Source organism: bacterium (genome assembly GCA_040753555.1).
In the GTDB taxonomy this organism is placed as follows: Bacteria; UBA9089; UBA9088; order UBA9088; family UBA9088; genus JBFLYE01.
In genome coordinates this window covers 1-13,462 of record JBFMDZ010000048.1, presented here as the reverse complement: position 1 = coordinate 13,462, position 13,462 = coordinate 1, and the positions used below count along the sequence as shown (strand labels likewise).

Annotated in this window: 17 protein-coding genes; 3 read left to right on the top strand and 14 right to left on the bottom strand. The window is 34.4% G+C overall.

What is annotated here, in order from left to right; genetic code table 11:
- The 3 genes from AB1630_05690 to fusA form a co-directional block, all read right to left on the bottom strand.
- Positions 1–350: 50S ribosomal protein L3 (locus tag AB1630_05690; GenBank protein MEW6103295.1), on the bottom strand; the 350-nt coding region annotated here is incomplete at its 3' end.
- On the bottom strand, positions 347–655 hold the full coding sequence (gene rpsJ, locus AB1630_05685; protein ID MEW6103294.1) for a 30S ribosomal protein S10: 309 nt from the start codon (positions 653–655) through the stop codon (positions 347–349). The genes AB1630_05690 and rpsJ, both read right to left, overlap by 4 nt.
- Positions 652–2,715 carry an elongation factor G gene (gene fusA / locus AB1630_05680; GenBank protein MEW6103293.1) on the bottom strand — a complete coding sequence of 688 codons (2,064 nt, stop codon included), beginning with the start codon at positions 2,713–2,715 and terminating at the stop codon, positions 652–654. Before fusA ends, rpsJ begins: the two co-directional genes overlap by 4 nt.
- Before the next feature lie 144 nt (positions 2,716–2,859).
- Between fusA and trpC the strand changes: the two genes are divergently transcribed.
- Positions 2,860–3,612, top strand: coding sequence for an indole-3-glycerol phosphate synthase TrpC (trpC, locus tag AB1630_05675; protein MEW6103292.1), 753 nt, complete (start codon positions 2,860–2,862; stop codon positions 3,610–3,612).
- Here the strand turns inward: trpC and yidD are convergent.
- The 3 genes from yidD to rpmH are packed head-to-tail and all read right to left on the bottom strand — an operon-like array spanning position 3,563 to position 4,216.
- Positions 3,563–3,802 carry a membrane protein insertion efficiency factor YidD gene (gene yidD / locus AB1630_05670; protein MEW6103291.1) on the bottom strand — a complete coding sequence of 80 codons (240 nt, stop codon included), beginning with the start codon at positions 3,800–3,802 and terminating at the stop codon, positions 3,563–3,565. The two genes, trpC and yidD, sit on opposite strands and share 50 nt — an antisense overlap.
- Positions 3,799–4,125: a ribonuclease P protein component gene (gene rnpA / locus AB1630_05665; protein ID MEW6103290.1), complete on the bottom strand. Its 327-nt coding sequence runs from the start codon at positions 4,123–4,125 to the stop codon at positions 3,799–3,801. The genes yidD and rnpA overlap by 4 nt, the downstream gene beginning before the upstream one ends.
- On the bottom strand, positions 4,082–4,216 hold the full coding sequence (gene rpmH, locus AB1630_05660; GenBank protein MEW6103289.1) for a 50S ribosomal protein L34: 135 nt from the start codon (positions 4,214–4,216) through the stop codon (positions 4,082–4,084). The genes rnpA and rpmH overlap by 44 nt, the downstream gene beginning before the upstream one ends.
- Positions 4,217–4,318: 102 nt before the next feature.
- Here rpmH and AB1630_05655 point away from each other — a divergent pair, with 102 nt between their 5' ends.
- On the top strand, positions 4,319–5,239 hold the full coding sequence (locus AB1630_05655; protein ID MEW6103288.1) for an oligopeptide/dipeptide ABC transporter ATP-binding protein: 921 nt from the start codon (positions 4,319–4,321) through the stop codon (positions 5,237–5,239).
- 97 nt (positions 5,240–5,336) lie between these two features.
- Here the strand turns inward: AB1630_05655 and AB1630_05650 are convergent, their stop codons facing one another.
- Positions 5,337–5,618 (bottom strand): hypothetical protein, encoded by a 282-nt coding sequence (locus tag AB1630_05650; GenBank protein ID MEW6103287.1) that lies wholly within the window; start codon positions 5,616–5,618, stop codon positions 5,337–5,339.
- Positions 5,619–5,798: 180 nt separating this feature from the next.
- On the opposite strand from AB1630_05650, the gene AB1630_05645 reads away from it, so the two are divergent.
- Positions 5,799–7,445, top strand: coding sequence for a hypothetical protein (locus tag AB1630_05645; GenBank protein ID MEW6103286.1), 1,647 nt, complete (start codon positions 5,799–5,801; stop codon positions 7,443–7,445).
- A gap of 217 nt (positions 7,446–7,662) precedes the next feature.
- Here the strand turns inward: AB1630_05645 and coaE are convergent, their stop codons facing one another.
- The 7 genes from coaE to AB1630_05610 all read right to left on the bottom strand — a co-directional run.
- Complete coding sequence (gene coaE, locus AB1630_05640; protein MEW6103285.1) at positions 7,663–8,607, bottom strand: dephospho-CoA kinase; 945 nt, start codon at positions 8,605–8,607, stop codon at positions 7,663–7,665.
- Positions 8,604–10,838, bottom strand: a complete 2,235-nt coding sequence (locus AB1630_05635) for an O-antigen ligase family protein (protein ID MEW6103284.1) — start codon at positions 10,836–10,838, stop codon at positions 8,604–8,606. Before AB1630_05635 ends, coaE begins: the two co-directional genes overlap by 4 nt.
- A gap of 48 nt (positions 10,839–10,886) precedes the next feature.
- Entirely contained in the window at positions 10,887–11,114 is a 228-nt protein-coding gene (locus AB1630_05630) for a hypothetical protein (protein ID MEW6103283.1), read from the bottom strand.
- Positions 11,089–11,361 (bottom strand): hypothetical protein, encoded by a 273-nt coding sequence (locus AB1630_05625; protein ID MEW6103282.1) that lies wholly within the window; start codon positions 11,359–11,361, stop codon positions 11,089–11,091. Before AB1630_05625 ends, AB1630_05630 begins: the two co-directional genes overlap by 26 nt.
- Complete coding sequence (locus AB1630_05620; GenBank protein MEW6103281.1) at positions 11,345–11,575, bottom strand: ORF6N domain-containing protein; 231 nt, start codon at positions 11,573–11,575, stop codon at positions 11,345–11,347. Before AB1630_05620 ends, AB1630_05625 begins: the two co-directional genes overlap by 17 nt.
- A complete protein-coding gene (locus AB1630_05615; protein ID MEW6103280.1) occupies positions 11,572–12,021 on the bottom strand; it encodes a TaqI-like C-terminal specificity domain-containing protein in 450 nt (149 codons plus the stop codon). The genes AB1630_05620 and AB1630_05615 overlap by 4 nt, the downstream gene beginning before the upstream one ends.
- On the bottom strand, positions 11,994–13,462 hold a 1,469-nt coding region (locus AB1630_05610), incomplete at its 5' end, for an Eco57I restriction-modification methylase domain-containing protein (protein MEW6103279.1). The genes AB1630_05615 and AB1630_05610, both read right to left, overlap by 28 nt.

The window sequence follows — 13,462 nt, the reverse complement described above, 5'->3', positions numbered from 1 at the left end:
ACAACACCCTGAAACCCCTTTCCCTTTGAGACAGCAGATACCTTAACAATCTCGTTCTCTTTAAATATATCGGCACCTATTTTATCACCTATCTTATAATCAAATTCTCCCCTAAATTCCATAAGATGCTTTTTGCAAGAAAGCCCCTGCTTTTTAAAATAGCCCCTTTTTGGAACACCTGGTCTTTTATCTTCTCCATATCCCAATTGAATTGCATTATATCCATTCTTTTCCTTTGTCCTTGTATTAACAACAAAGCAGGGACCAGCTGATATGGCTGTTGCTGGAACAACCTTTCCTTCCAGAAAAACCTGTGTCATCCCAATCTTTTTCCCTAATAATCCGCTCATTTCTTTATCTCAACATCAACGCCTGCTGGAAGATTAAGGTCCATCAGGCTTGATATTGTCTCATTTGTAGGGTCTGTAATATCAACAACCCTTTTGTGAACCCTTATCTCAAATTGCTCACGGGATTTCTTATCAATATTTGTAGACCTCAATACCGTATACCTTGAGATTTTTGTAGGAAGTGGAATTGGTCCAATACAGGTTGCTCCTGTCCTCTTGACTATATCAACTATCTCCCTTGTTGATTTATCAAGGATTCTATGGTCAAATGCCTTAAGCACTATCCTTACCTTTTCTTTATTCATTTTAAAATCTCCTTCTGTATTTCAGCTGGAACTTGCTCATAATTGGAGAATTCCATTGTATATATGCCCCTTCCTTGTGTTATTGAGCGAAGAATTGTAGCATAGCCAAACATAGAGCAAAGGGGAATTTCTGCCTTTATTATCCTTCCATCTCCCTTTGTTTCCATATCAAGGATTCTTGCCCTCTTTTTGTTTATATCACCTATAACATCACCAAGATAATCCTCTGGCGTTGTTATCTCTATCTTCATTATTGGCTCTAAAAGAATTGGTTCTGCCTTTTTCATTCCATCACGAAAGGCAATTACAGCCGCATTGCGAAAGGCAATATCAGATGAATCTACCTCATGGAATGAGCCATCGTGCAATGTAACCTTTACATCAACAACGGGGAATCCACCAAGAACACCGTTTGTTGCTGCCTCTTCCACTCCCTTCTTGATAGAAGGAATATACTCCCTTGGAATCCTTCCCTGAATGATTTTGTCAACAAACTCAATTCCACAACCAGCCTCTGCTGGCTCCATTGTTATTATTACATGGCCATATTGACCCCTTCCACCCGATTGCTTGATATACCTTCCCTCTGATTCTGTCTTTCTTTTGATGGTTTCCTTATAGGCAACCTGAGGAGGGCTTGTTTTAAGCTCAACACCAAATTCCCGATAAAGCCTCTCTACCATTATCTCTAAATGAAGCTCTCCCATTCCCCATATAATGCTCTGTCCTGTCTCTTTATTAAATGTCATCTTGAATGTTGGGTCTTCTGTAATGAGCTTGTTTATAGAAATACTCATCTTTTCTTCGTCTTTAACTGTCGCAGGTGTAATTGCCATAGAGATAACAGGCTCTGGAAAGTGCATACTTTCAAGGAGTATTGGGTATTCTGGGCTTGTCAATGTATCACCCGTTGATGCCTCTTTAAGACCAACAATCGCACCTATCTCGCCACAATGTAGCCTTTTTATCTCCTCCCTCTTGTTTGCATGAACCCTGAAGATTTTTGTTATCCTTTCATTCTTATCCTTTGTTGTATTATAAAGGGTCTTTCCAACATCAAGATGTCCTGAGTAGACACGGATATATATAAGGTTTCCTGCAAATGGGTCTGATGCTATCTTAAATAAAAGGGAGGATAAAGGCTCATCATCAGATGCCTGACGCTCCTCATATTCATTATTTTTTGGATTTATTCCCACAATTGAGGAAATGTCAACGGGTGAGGGAAGAAAGTTAACAATTGCATCCATAAGTGGCTGAACGCCCTTGTTTTTAAATGATGCTCCACAAAGAACAGGGAATATATTACAGTTAATTGTCTCTTTTCTTATTATCCTCTTTATTTCATCAGAAGAAATTATCTCGTCAGAGAGGTATTTTTCCATAATTTCTTCACTATATTCAGAAATTGTTTCTATGAGCTTGTGATGAGCCATTTCTACCTTTTCTTGTAAGGGTTTTGGAATGTCTATCTTTTTATAGGCAATTCCCTCTTCATCTTCCCAAACAATAAGTTTTTTTTCTATTAAGTCAATTACACCCTTAAATTCGCTTTCAGCTCCATAGGGAATTTGAATTAAAACAGGTTTTCCAGAAAGCCTTTTTTTCATCATATCAACAACCTTATCCATATCTGCACCAGCCCTATCCATCTTATTGATAAATGCAATCCTTGGGATTCTATATCTATCTGCCTGACGCCATACAGTCTCTGTCTGTGGCTGGACACCACCAACAGCACAAAATATGGCAATTGCACCATCAAGGACTCTAAGGCTTCTTTCAACCTCAATGGTAAAATCAACATGGCCAGGCGTATCAATGATATTTATCTGATGACCCTTAAAGAAGCAGGTTGTTGCCGCAGATGTTATGGTTATTCCCCTTTCCTGCTCCTGTTCCATCCAATCCATAACCGTTGTTCCCTCATCAACCTCTCCAATCTTATATGTTCTTCCTGTATAGTAAAGGATTCTCTCTGTTGTTGTTGTCTTTCCAGCATCTATATGTGCCATAATGCCAATATTCCTTATCTTTTCAATAGGGATATCTCTTGTCATTTTTTTTGTCTCTACCATTTCCTTTCTTTCTGTTAACATAAAATTTTTAAATAGTATAACCCATTTTGAAACATTTTGTCTATTATTTTTTCAATTACCCTATATTTTTTGACAGTTTAAGCTAGGAATGTTTATAATGGCTTTATGATACTTGAAAAGATAATTGAGAAAAAGAAAGAGGATATAAAGAGAAAAAAGGCATTTCCCCTTCCTGTAGCTTCTTTAGAAAAGAGGGATTTTAAAGAAACAATATCAAAGAAAAAAATAAGCCTAATTGCTGAGATAAAGTATGTATCGCCAAGTTTGGGAAAGATTAAACCATCCCATCCTGTAGAATTTTTGGCAAAACTCTATGAAAATAATGGTGCGTCTGCTATATCTGTTGTTTGTGAAAAGGATTTTTTTGAAGGTGATATAAGGTTTTTAAAAAGCGCAAAAATTGCTTCAAGCCTTCCCATTTTAAGAAAGGATTTTATAATAGACCCCTGGCAGATTGAGGAATCCATTGCCTATGGAGCAGATGCTATTCTTCTTATTGCCTCCTGCCTTAATTTTAATCTTTTAGCCGAGCTTAAAAAGGAGGCAGAAAAAGCAAAAATTCCTACCATTATTGAGGTTCATAATGAAGATGAGCTTTCGTTTTCCTTAAAAATAGGTGGAGAAATCATTGGAATAAACAACAGAGACCTTAATACATTTAAGACAGACATAAATACGACCTTAAGGCTTAAACCTCTTATTCCAGATGATAGGATTGTTATCTCAGAGAGTGGAATAAAAACAAGGGATGATATCCTTCTTTTGGAAAAAATTGGAATTCAGGGTGTTCTTATAGGAGAATCCCTCCTTACATCAAGAAACATCCCACAAAAGATGAAAGAATTATTGGGAGATTGATCCCACCTTTATTAAATGGATGGCAGGAAAAAAGCCTCTTAACAGCAAGGAATATACCTTTTGTTTTGTATTTTTTTAATGCTTGTAAGGCATAGTTAGAGCAGCTTGGATAGAATCTGCAATTTCTACCAAGAAATGGCGAGATTAGCCTTTGGTAGACCTTAATTAAAAAAACAAGTAGCCTAATCATAGTAATGAAAGAAATAGGATTTCTAAAGATCTGTAAGGCAAAGATTGACGAAGAATTACAACAATTGAATTATCCAAAAATTTTTCCCTATACCTCCAGCATATCTCCTTCATCCTTCTCTTTAACTTATTCCTTAAAATAGCACCCTTTATTTTCTTTGAGATAGAGATACCAATTTTCCCTTTTTTGTCTTTTAAAAGATAAAGGCTAATTCCTCCTTTTCTGTAGCATCTTCCATTTGTAATAATATGAAGAAATTCCTTTTTATTAAGCCTTAATTTAGACAGTAAGCCTTTTTCTTTCCTTTGCCCTTCTTCTTGCAAGCACCGCCCTTCCACTTTTTGAATCCATCCTCTTTCTAAATCCATGTGTTCTTTTTCTTTTTAAATTATGTGGTTGATATGTCCTTTTCATAAAAAAATTATAAAGGCTTTAAGAAAACTTTGTCAATATTTTCATCCATCTATTTGGGGTTTGCTTGAAATTCAATTGATTTTTAGTATATAATATGAGAAAATGCTTGAGGTAGTTGAGCTAAAGAAATATTTCTCCCTCAAGGCTTCTTTTTTTTCAAAGACAAAGGGAGCAATAAAAGCCCTTGATGGTGTAAGTTTTTCTTTAGAAAAAGGAAAAATCCTAGGTATTGTTGGAGAGAGTGGATCTGGAAAATCAACCCTTGCAAAGGTTATATTAGGTCTTTCTCCACCTACATCTGGAGCCATTTATTTTGACGGAAAGGAGGTTTCATCAAAGACTAAAGGGAAAAACATTTCTATTGTCTTTCAAAACCCAGATTCCTCCTTAAGCCCAAGAAAGAGGCTTTATGATATATTAAAAGAACCACTCATTATTCATAAAATAGAAGATAAGGAAAAAAGGATAGATGAGCTTCTCTCTTTAATTGGCTTTAAAAGAGAGGATCTTAAAAAATATCCCCATCAATTTTCAGGTGGACAAAAACAAAGAATAGCCATTGCAAGGGCTTTGTCAATAAAACCGAAGCTTCTTATCGCCGATGAGCCTGTATCATCCCTGGATGTATCAATGAGGGGAGGGATAATCAACCTTTTGTTTTCTCTTGTCAGCGAATTTTCTCTTTCCCTTTTGTTTATCTCACATGATTTAGCTGTAGTTTCCTATATTGCTGATGATGTTGCTGTTATCTATTTGGGAAAGATTGTTGAAAAAGGAGCGGGGGATGAGATTTTTAAAAACCCAAAGCATCCCTACACAAAATCCCTCATTGCCTCAATTCCTCCATGCCATCCAAGGGAAAGAAGATTTGTTAATATCTCACTCAGTGAAGAACATTCCAAACAAGGATGCCCATTTTACCCAAGATGCCCGGAAAAGAAAGGGATTTGTGAAATAAAAGACCCACCCCTTACTTTTTTCTCAAAAGAGCATTTTGTTCTATGTCATAATGTTTCACCTTAAATCTATAATCTTTAAAAATAATTCACAATGTTTGAGAGGATTTACTATTGAACCCTCAATTTTTTCCCAATGGCTGGTTGAACCTGTGCCAACAAGCTTATATACTGCCAAATCTTTCCCAGTTTGGTCTAAACCCTCCATGCTTAAGCTCAAAATTACAATCTGAAACATCATTCCATACCTTTGCACCCTTGTTCACATAGCTCCAAGCACCGGAGAGTGTATGCCCTACCCCTATTCCAATCCAGTAATCAAAACCCATATAGAAATAATAGGTGGGATTAGAATTACGCTTATATCCAGAATAGATATATCCCCATAAATCCCGATTAAACCCTAGCCCGATCAAAACAATGGTTAAAATCTTTAATCCTTTCATTTTCCTTTTACCTCCTCAATCTTTTTTATAAAGTCTTCAAAAAGCATCTCTTTCCCAAAATAGAGAGAAAAAATCTTATTTCCTTGAAAAGATAGATACAAAATCCTTTGGTTTAATACAAAAGATATTAGAAGAGGTTGCAAAGATTAAAGAAAAAGATTAATCTATCAATGTGCGATAATGTTCTATCTTAAGCTTGTAATCTTTAAAAATACGCTAAAGAATATACTTAGGGAGCATTCATTATTAAAAATTCTCTTTGTGGGTAGCCTCTCAAGCCTCCTTCTTTTTTCCATATTCTTTCTTGTCTACAGAGGATGTATTTTTATTAAGGTCTTTCCATTTGGAGAGCTTCTTATAGAAAGGGGCTTATTTCTATTCTTCCTTACAATATTCTCTTTAATTGTCTTCTCAAGCCTTATAACATCCCTCTCTACCTTATATACCTCAAAAGAGGTTTCTCTATTAAGAAGCCTTCCCATTCCCATATCTTCCATATTCAATGTAAAGTTTCAAGAGGCAACCATCCTTTCCTCCTGGGCACCCATTATCTTCTGTATCCCTATTATCACAGGATATGGAATAGCTATGAGGTCATCTTTTTTTATATATCCATTTATTATTTTTGCAATTCCTCTGCTTACCCTAATATCATCAAGTATTGGCACAGGGCTTTTCCTTATTCTCTCCTTATTTTTTCCAATAAAAAAAGGTTTTCTTTTAAGCATTGGTCTTTTTCTTTTATCCATCCCCCTTTTTCTATTTTGCCTAAAATTTGGAATATTTAAAGAAATTCCAGATAAACCATTTGAATTCTTTGGAAGGCTTATTGAGGGAATGGCATTTTCAACTAATCCCCTTCTTCCATCTACCTGGTTTGTAAAGGGGCTAAAACTAGCAGAAGATAAAAGCCTGGAATCTATCTTCTATTTTTTTGTCCTCTTGGTAAATGCCTTGTTTCTTTTTACAATTACAAATTCCTTTGCCTCTCTTTTTTATCTTAAAGGGATGGAGAGGATAGAAAGTTCTGGGAGCCATTCAAGGAAAATGAACCTTTTTAAGCTCATAAGGAGCCTTTTCTTCTTTCTTCCAAAAAGAATAAAAGCCTTATGCGCTAAAGACATTACGGTATTCTTAAGGGATCCTATGCAGATTGCCCAATTCTTAATCTTCTTTGGGATAATGTTTATCTATATCCTTAACCTTCCAAGAACACCCTATCAAATTGATGTCCTTTATTGGAAATTTCTTATTCTTTTCTTGAATATATCTGCTTTATCCCTCATTACCTCTACCCTTACCACAAGGTTTGTCTTTCCCTTAATAAGCCTTGAGGGAAAAAGGTTTTGGGTCTTAATGACATCACCCCTTACAAAAAAAGCCCTTATCCTGCAAAAACTTATCCTTAACACCTTTATATTTTTTTTCATTACAGAAGGCTTAATGACATTTTTAAATAAAATCCTTGCAACAGAAGCCTACATTTCCTTCCTTTCCTTTATAATGATAGGAATTATAAGCATTATCCTTGCCTCATTATCTGTTTGTCTCGGTGCTATTTATCCCGATTTTAAGAAGGAAAATCCTACATCTATTGTTTCCGGGCTTGGTGGGACAATAAATGCCATTATAAGCCTATTCTATTGCCTTTTTTCTATCCTTATAATAGCCGTTCCAGCATCCTCTTATGCTTTAAATAGGCTCTCTCCTTTTATGATTATAAAAAGGCTTTCAACAGAAATAGGGTTTTTTCTTTTATTCTCCATTTTTGCCTTTTTTATTCCCTTAATCCTTGGAATAAGGAGGCTGGAGAAGGTAGAGGTATAAAGGGTTATTGTTTATTTATAATATCCTTGCTAAATTCCCATTTTCCGCTACCCTACCATAAGAATTGACTATACTTCAAAAAATCTATTATGTTTTGGCTCTAAAAAGCCGATATATATATACTCAAATAAAAGGCTAATGGCTAATACATAAATCCATTTCAAAAGACATAACTTCTTGTAAAATAAAGACCTTACAGACCCTTATGAAACTGCTTCTAAACATCAAAAATTATCCTGGCTGTCCAGCCATCTTTCCTTTTTTTTATCTCTAGATTATGATATGTAACCGTCTTTATCTCCATCTTTAATAGATGGCTTTTGTTTAGTTTTTCTCCAAAGGCAGAAACAGATATATTATTTCCTGAAATCTCTGTTTTGAATCTCTTAAGGAGATAGCCTTTTCCTGTAAAGCAAAATAAAAGCTCAGATAGGGTATTTACAAGCATTTCATCATACCCATTTCCACTTGATGAGATTTTTATTCTTTCACAACACCTAACATTTGACAAATCTGCCAATATTGAAAACATCCCATAAGCAGAATTTGAAAATAGCTCTTCCTTTGTCCTTCCAAAGGCAATTATTCCAATATCTGCTGTATGCTCAAAGAGCTTAAACCTTAATTCCTCTTTTATTAGCTTTTTTATCCTTGCCTCTATTTTTGAAATAGAGCCATTGTTATCAATAATAATATCAGAAAATTGGATTCTTTCTTTATCGCTTGGCTGATTTTCCATTCTTCTTAAAACATCAAAAGCCTCCCACCCAGATTTACTCATTCTTTTTAAGATTTTTTCTTTATTGCACATTACAAAGATTGTTTTATCAATAATTGTCTTTAATTTTGTCTCAATCAAAAATGGGGCAACAACAACAATTAGCGAAGAATTAGAGCTTTTTATCATCTCCTTTATTCTCTTTATAATTAAAGGATGGGTCATTTTATTCAATGTTTTTAGCTTTTTTTTGTCAGAAAATACAATATCTGCCAAAGCAGGTCTCTCAATAGTTCCAAATGCCTTGATTATATCTCTTTCTTTTTCTTTTAATACGCTATGACCAACAATATCAGCATCAATTACAAAAGCCCCATATTTTTCAAAAATCTTGGCAATGGTTGTCTTTCCAGAACCAATCCTTCCTGTGAGACCAATAATCATTTCTCTTTACATAACCTCAAGAAATTTTGGGAATATGAATCCTGTGGCTCTATTTTTAAAACATATTCAAATTCTTTGACTGCCTTCTTGTATTTCTTTTGTGTGTAATATATTGAACCAAGATTTCTCCTTGCTATAATATTGTTTTTATCTGCATTTATCATTAAAAGACAGATTTCCTCTATTTTATCCATTCTTCCCTGCTCCTTATAAATATTCCCAAGGTTTGTGTATATCTCCATAATCCTTGGATAATCGGGAGAGAATGTGGCAATATTGGTAAGCACCCTTTTCGCACCATCTATCTTTTTGTAAAAGATATAGGCATCAGCAATTTTATGGAGGTTTTCAAGGGAGATTCCATTCTTCTCTTCAATCTTTAAAGCCTCGGTAAAGTATTTTTCTGCCTCCTCATAGTTTGCATTCCTTCCATAGATTACACCAATGTTGTTATATGCACCAACATAAAAGGGGTTCCAAAAGATTGCCTTTTTGTAGCAAGCCATAACCCTTGCCTCTGTATCTTCTCCGGTAAGCTCCTTCTTAAAATCATAGGCAAGACCTATGGTATTATGATTATTTGCATCCTGGGGGAAAAGGCTTATTGTCCTTTCTATCCTTAAAATTACCTTCCCTAGATAATCCTTATCCCTTTTTGCCTTTGCATCCTCAAGCAAAAGCCTTACCACCTCCCCCTGATACCAATCAATTGTTGGATTTAGCCTTACCGCTTCTTCATATTCCTTTAATGCCCTGCTTGCATCCCTTGTTCCAGCCTTATAATGAACATCGGCAAGGTATATATTTCTGGTTAAAAAGAAAAAAATAGAAATAATAAGAATAGAGGTTCCAAAAAGAGCCATCCTTATGGGCTTTATGTTTTTATTCATTCTAATCGCTGTACCCTGCTTTTTTTCCTTTTTAGAAAATAAGCCGGCAATACCCATTGTTATCCATAGGGTTGAAAATACAGGCGTAACGCCAAAGGAAAATAGGGTTTGGATAAAATAAGAAAGACAACCACAGGCAATCCCAAAAATTATAAACCTTTCTTCATTTTTAATCTCAAAACCTTTTTTTATAGAAAAATAAATAAGGGAAACTATAAGCCAAAGATAGATAATTAAGCCAAAAATCCCCCTTGTTACAGCTATATCAAGGAATTCATTGTGTGCAGAATCTGCCTTTGCATCTCCCTCAATCCTGAATACACCCATTGACCTATACTTAAGATAGACATTACCAAGTCCATCAAGACCAACGCCAAATATAGGGTAATGCTTAATGATATTTAAGGTATCCTTCCAAATATACAGCCTAACGCCTGCAGATCCTTCAAATCCATGTGATGTTGCCTGATAGGCAATTTCTGATACCTTTTGTGTATGCTCCTTTCCTGTAAATGTTGTAAGAAACCTTTTAATAGTAGATGTTTCTGGCTTTATGTTATAATATATCCCTGGGATAAAAAATATAAGGGAAATTAAAAGGGCTTTTTTTGTCGTCTTATATTTTATAACCAAAAATAAAAGCAATAATAGACCAAAGAATAGGCCAATATAACAAGCCCTTGTATTGCTTAAGAAAAATCCAAGACAAATAAGGAAAAAGATTACCCAATAAATTATGGCTTTTATCCTATTTGTTGTAAAAAGAAGCCTTCCAAAAGCAATGGGAAGGAGGATGGTGATATAGCCTGCAAAGAATACTGGGTTTCCAAAGGAGGAGGATACCCTATTTCTGCTTCCAGCAGCTCCGCTCCAGGAAAAGAAATCAAGACCATAATGCTGAATTACCCCATAGATTGAGCAAATAGCACCTGTTATTAGCAAAATATCAACAAGGAGAATAACAGATTTTCTCTCAAAAAAAGAAACAACAGAGAAAAATAAAATAAGATAGCAAATTAGGGATAAAAGCCCTTCATAATGTCTATAATACCCAAATATGGAGACAATCTTGTTTACAGAGAATAATACAGAAAGAAGGCTTATAATAAAAAAAGCCAGAACAGGAAATTTTAATGGAGAAAGGTTTATCTTTTCTTTCCCCAATATAAACCTTATTGCCCATCCTATAAGGATTATTAAGCAAAGGATATACATAAGAACAAGCTTTGATAGGTCAAAGACATTATAAAGCCTTGTGTCAAAATACACAGGAATAAGAAAAATTGAGGCAAAAACCCCACATTTTATGAGAATTTCAGAGAAAAACAATAGGTGTTTCATTTAAAAACTTAAAACTCAAAACTAATTGCATTTGTTTCGTATATATGGTTACTTTTCATTGTTTATTCCTTCTACAATTTTTATTTCATCTTCGGTTAAGCCGTAAAGTCTGTAAACCATCTGGTCAATCTGATCTCCGTATTTCTTGATCTTTGCCTGCTTCGTGGAGTTCTGAAAATAATCGTCATCTTCTGTAATGGCAAAGATTTTGCCTACGAAGCCTTTGAAAAAGCATATCCCTATTATACAATTAACTGTTATCTTTTCTAAAACCAATTTTAAGTTTTGGTTTTTCTGGTACAGTCAGTAGTTCTTTCAAAATTTCAAATATGCGTTTAATTTGCTGGTCATGTTCTTGAATCTTCCATAGTATGTCCTTGTGAGTTGCTAACACTTGTCTTAACTTTACAAAGGCACGCATTATTTCAATATTAATCTGAATTGCTCTTTTACTCCTCAGCACACTTGATAACATTGCTACACCCTCTTGAGTAAAGGCATACGGTCTATATCTTAATCCCATTTTGTCGCCTTTCAAATTCCTCTTTACTTAATTGAAACATAAAATCTTCTGGAAACCGTTCAATATTTCTATTTACTGCCTGCTTGAGAACCTTTGTTGCTACTCCATAAAGTTTTGATAAGTCCCTGTCAAGCATTACTTTTTGGTCTCTGATTAAAAGTATTTTATTTTCTATAATTTCTTGAGGTATTAATGACTTTGTTTTATCTTTCATTTATTGTCTCCTTCAACGATTTTTATTTCATCTTCAGTTAAGCCGTAAAGTTTATAAACCATCTGGTCAATCTGGCGTTCGTATTCTTTGACTTTTGCCTGTTTGTCTGGATTTTCTAAATAATCGTCATCATTCGTGATTGCAAGGATTTGGTCTGCAAGGGAAATGAAGGGTTTTTGAGTATTCTCAGAAATATTTTTTAAGGGCAGCGCCAAGAGCGGTTCTTTATCAATCTGGTAATTATTGCCTTGCATCTTCCCTTTGTGCTTTAACCAGAAAGCAATCAGTTTTGAATTTAATAATGCTGTGAGATATTTTAAATTTACTTTTTCTGTTTTGATAACATAAAATGTCGCTGAGACATAGCAATCAAAATCTGTGTATGTAAAAGTAGGTTCAATGCATTTACGGACAGCAATTATTTTTTCACCTTGTATATAACCCATTCAGAATTCTTTCTATTCGCATAATATCTCCCAAGCTCTTTTGTAGTATATGACGGCTTAATCAATTCCAGTTCTTTTTCGGTAAATGGTATATCGTTTTTCTCTTTATTGCTTAACGCAAATATCCCTTCTCCGATATTAAATCTATTCTCTAATATTTTTTGCATATTTTTGTTTACGCGGTCTTGATCATAATGAATACCTTTAGCCACTTCATTCTCCATAAGCCTAAAATTACCCTCTTCTGAAAGTTTATCCAATATTGCTTCAATTTTTGTATCGCTAAAGGTTAAAAATTTATCTACAAGTTTGTTTCTCTGGATAGTTGGTTTAAGATAAATGGTTTTTGAATTTTGATTGCAATTTAACAAATCCAGCATATCGTTAAGATTCAGGTTATTTCCTTCCAATCTTCTATAATCAAATTTATAGTTATCACTTCTTGGATCTACTCTGAAAATCATAATCATTGTTTGAATGTCTGAACTTTCAAAAATCATATAACTACCAAAGTCAAGCATCTGTATTATTTGAGTATCCTGTATAACTTTGTTTCTCATTATTGAAGCACCATAACTCGTAACCCAATTATTTTGAGCGATAAAAGTAAGAATACCCGTTTCTTTTTTCAGTAAATCAATTCCTTTACAGGCGAATAAATACCAGATATCCATTTTCCCTTTGTAATAAGGCGATTCTCTTAATCCATCAAAAGCGTTTCTAAAAGTATGTTCTTTAACATACGGTGGATTCCCAATGACCACATCAAAACCCTTTTTTTCATGGAACACCTCAGAAAAGTATACTTCAAAATCAAAAATGGTATCACAAGCATCTTGCTTGTGTTCATTATTGGTCAACCTGGAAGGTTGAGTTACTAATTCTTTAATCAATTTATCAATCTGTTTTTTTAACTCTAGTTTTTTATTTGTGTCTGTCTCGTTGAAATATTTTGGTTTAAGTTCTTCAAGTTGGTTAAATAATTCAGCATTAAATAAGTCCCTCTCTACCTTTAATAGAGAATTTCCACATACAAGTTTGTAATCAAGGTTTGGCAATGGTTTTATCTTTGTAATATCTTCTTCATCTACCACAAGGGAAAGCCAGAATCTGAGTTTGGCAATATCTATTGCAGAAGAATCAATATCTACTCCATAAAGGCAGTTTTCAATACAATGGCGTTTGAAATTATATGGGGTGCGTTCTGTATCACAAGCATCTTGCTTGTGTTTTTCATTGCTCAACCAGGATGGTTGAGTTACTGTATTACTTACGCTGGAAGCGTGAGTTACTTTAGGGTTATTTTCAATATACTTTCTTATTCTTTCAAACTGTTTAGGACTTCTGATTATATGGTCAAATGATTCATGCATCCATAGTTCACCTTCCTTACATAATAATTTATTTATTTTATTTGCCGTATAAGATTTCCAGGAATGCA

What these genes read in the sequence shown, in the direction of transcription:
- rpsJ (MEW6103294.1), bottom strand. Translation starts at nt 655, where the DNA reads ATGAATAAAGAAAAGGTAAGGATAGTGCTTAAGGCATTTGACCATAGA.
- fusA (MEW6103293.1), bottom strand. Translation starts at nt 2,715, where the DNA reads ATGACAAGAGATATCCCTATTGAAAAGATAAGGAATATTGGCATTATG.
- trpC (MEW6103292.1), top strand. Translation starts at nt 2,860, where the DNA reads ATGATACTTGAAAAGATAATTGAGAAAAAGAAAGAGGATATAAAGAGA.
- yidD (MEW6103291.1), bottom strand. Translation starts at nt 3,802, where the DNA reads ATGATTAGGCTACTTGTTTTTTTAATTAAGGTCTACCAAAGGCTAATC.
- rpmH (MEW6103289.1), bottom strand. Translation starts at nt 4,216, where the DNA reads ATGAAAAGGACATATCAACCACATAATTTAAAAAGAAAAAGAACACAT.
- AB1630_05655 (MEW6103288.1), top strand. Translation starts at nt 4,319, where the DNA reads ATGCTTGAGGTAGTTGAGCTAAAGAAATATTTCTCCCTCAAGGCTTCT.
- AB1630_05650 (MEW6103287.1), bottom strand. Translation starts at nt 5,618, where the DNA reads ATGAAAGGATTAAAGATTTTAACCATTGTTTTGATCGGGCTAGGGTTT.
- AB1630_05645 (MEW6103286.1), top strand. Translation starts at nt 5,799, where the DNA reads ATGTTCTATCTTAAGCTTGTAATCTTTAAAAATACGCTAAAGAATATA.
- coaE (MEW6103285.1), bottom strand. Translation starts at nt 8,607, where the DNA reads ATGATTATTGGTCTCACAGGAAGGATTGGTTCTGGAAAGACAACCATT.
- AB1630_05635 (MEW6103284.1), bottom strand. Translation starts at nt 10,838, where the DNA reads ATGAAACACCTATTGTTTTTCTCTGAAATTCTCATAAAATGTGGGGTT.
- AB1630_05625 (MEW6103282.1), bottom strand. Translation starts at nt 11,361, where the DNA reads ATGGGATTAAGATATAGACCGTATGCCTTTACTCAAGAGGGTGTAGCA.
- AB1630_05620 (MEW6103281.1), bottom strand. Translation starts at nt 11,575, where the DNA reads ATGAAAGATAAAACAAAGTCATTAATACCTCAAGAAATTATAGAAAAT.
- AB1630_05615 (MEW6103280.1), bottom strand. Translation starts at nt 12,021, where the DNA reads ATGGGTTATATACAAGGTGAAAAAATAATTGCTGTCCGTAAATGCATT.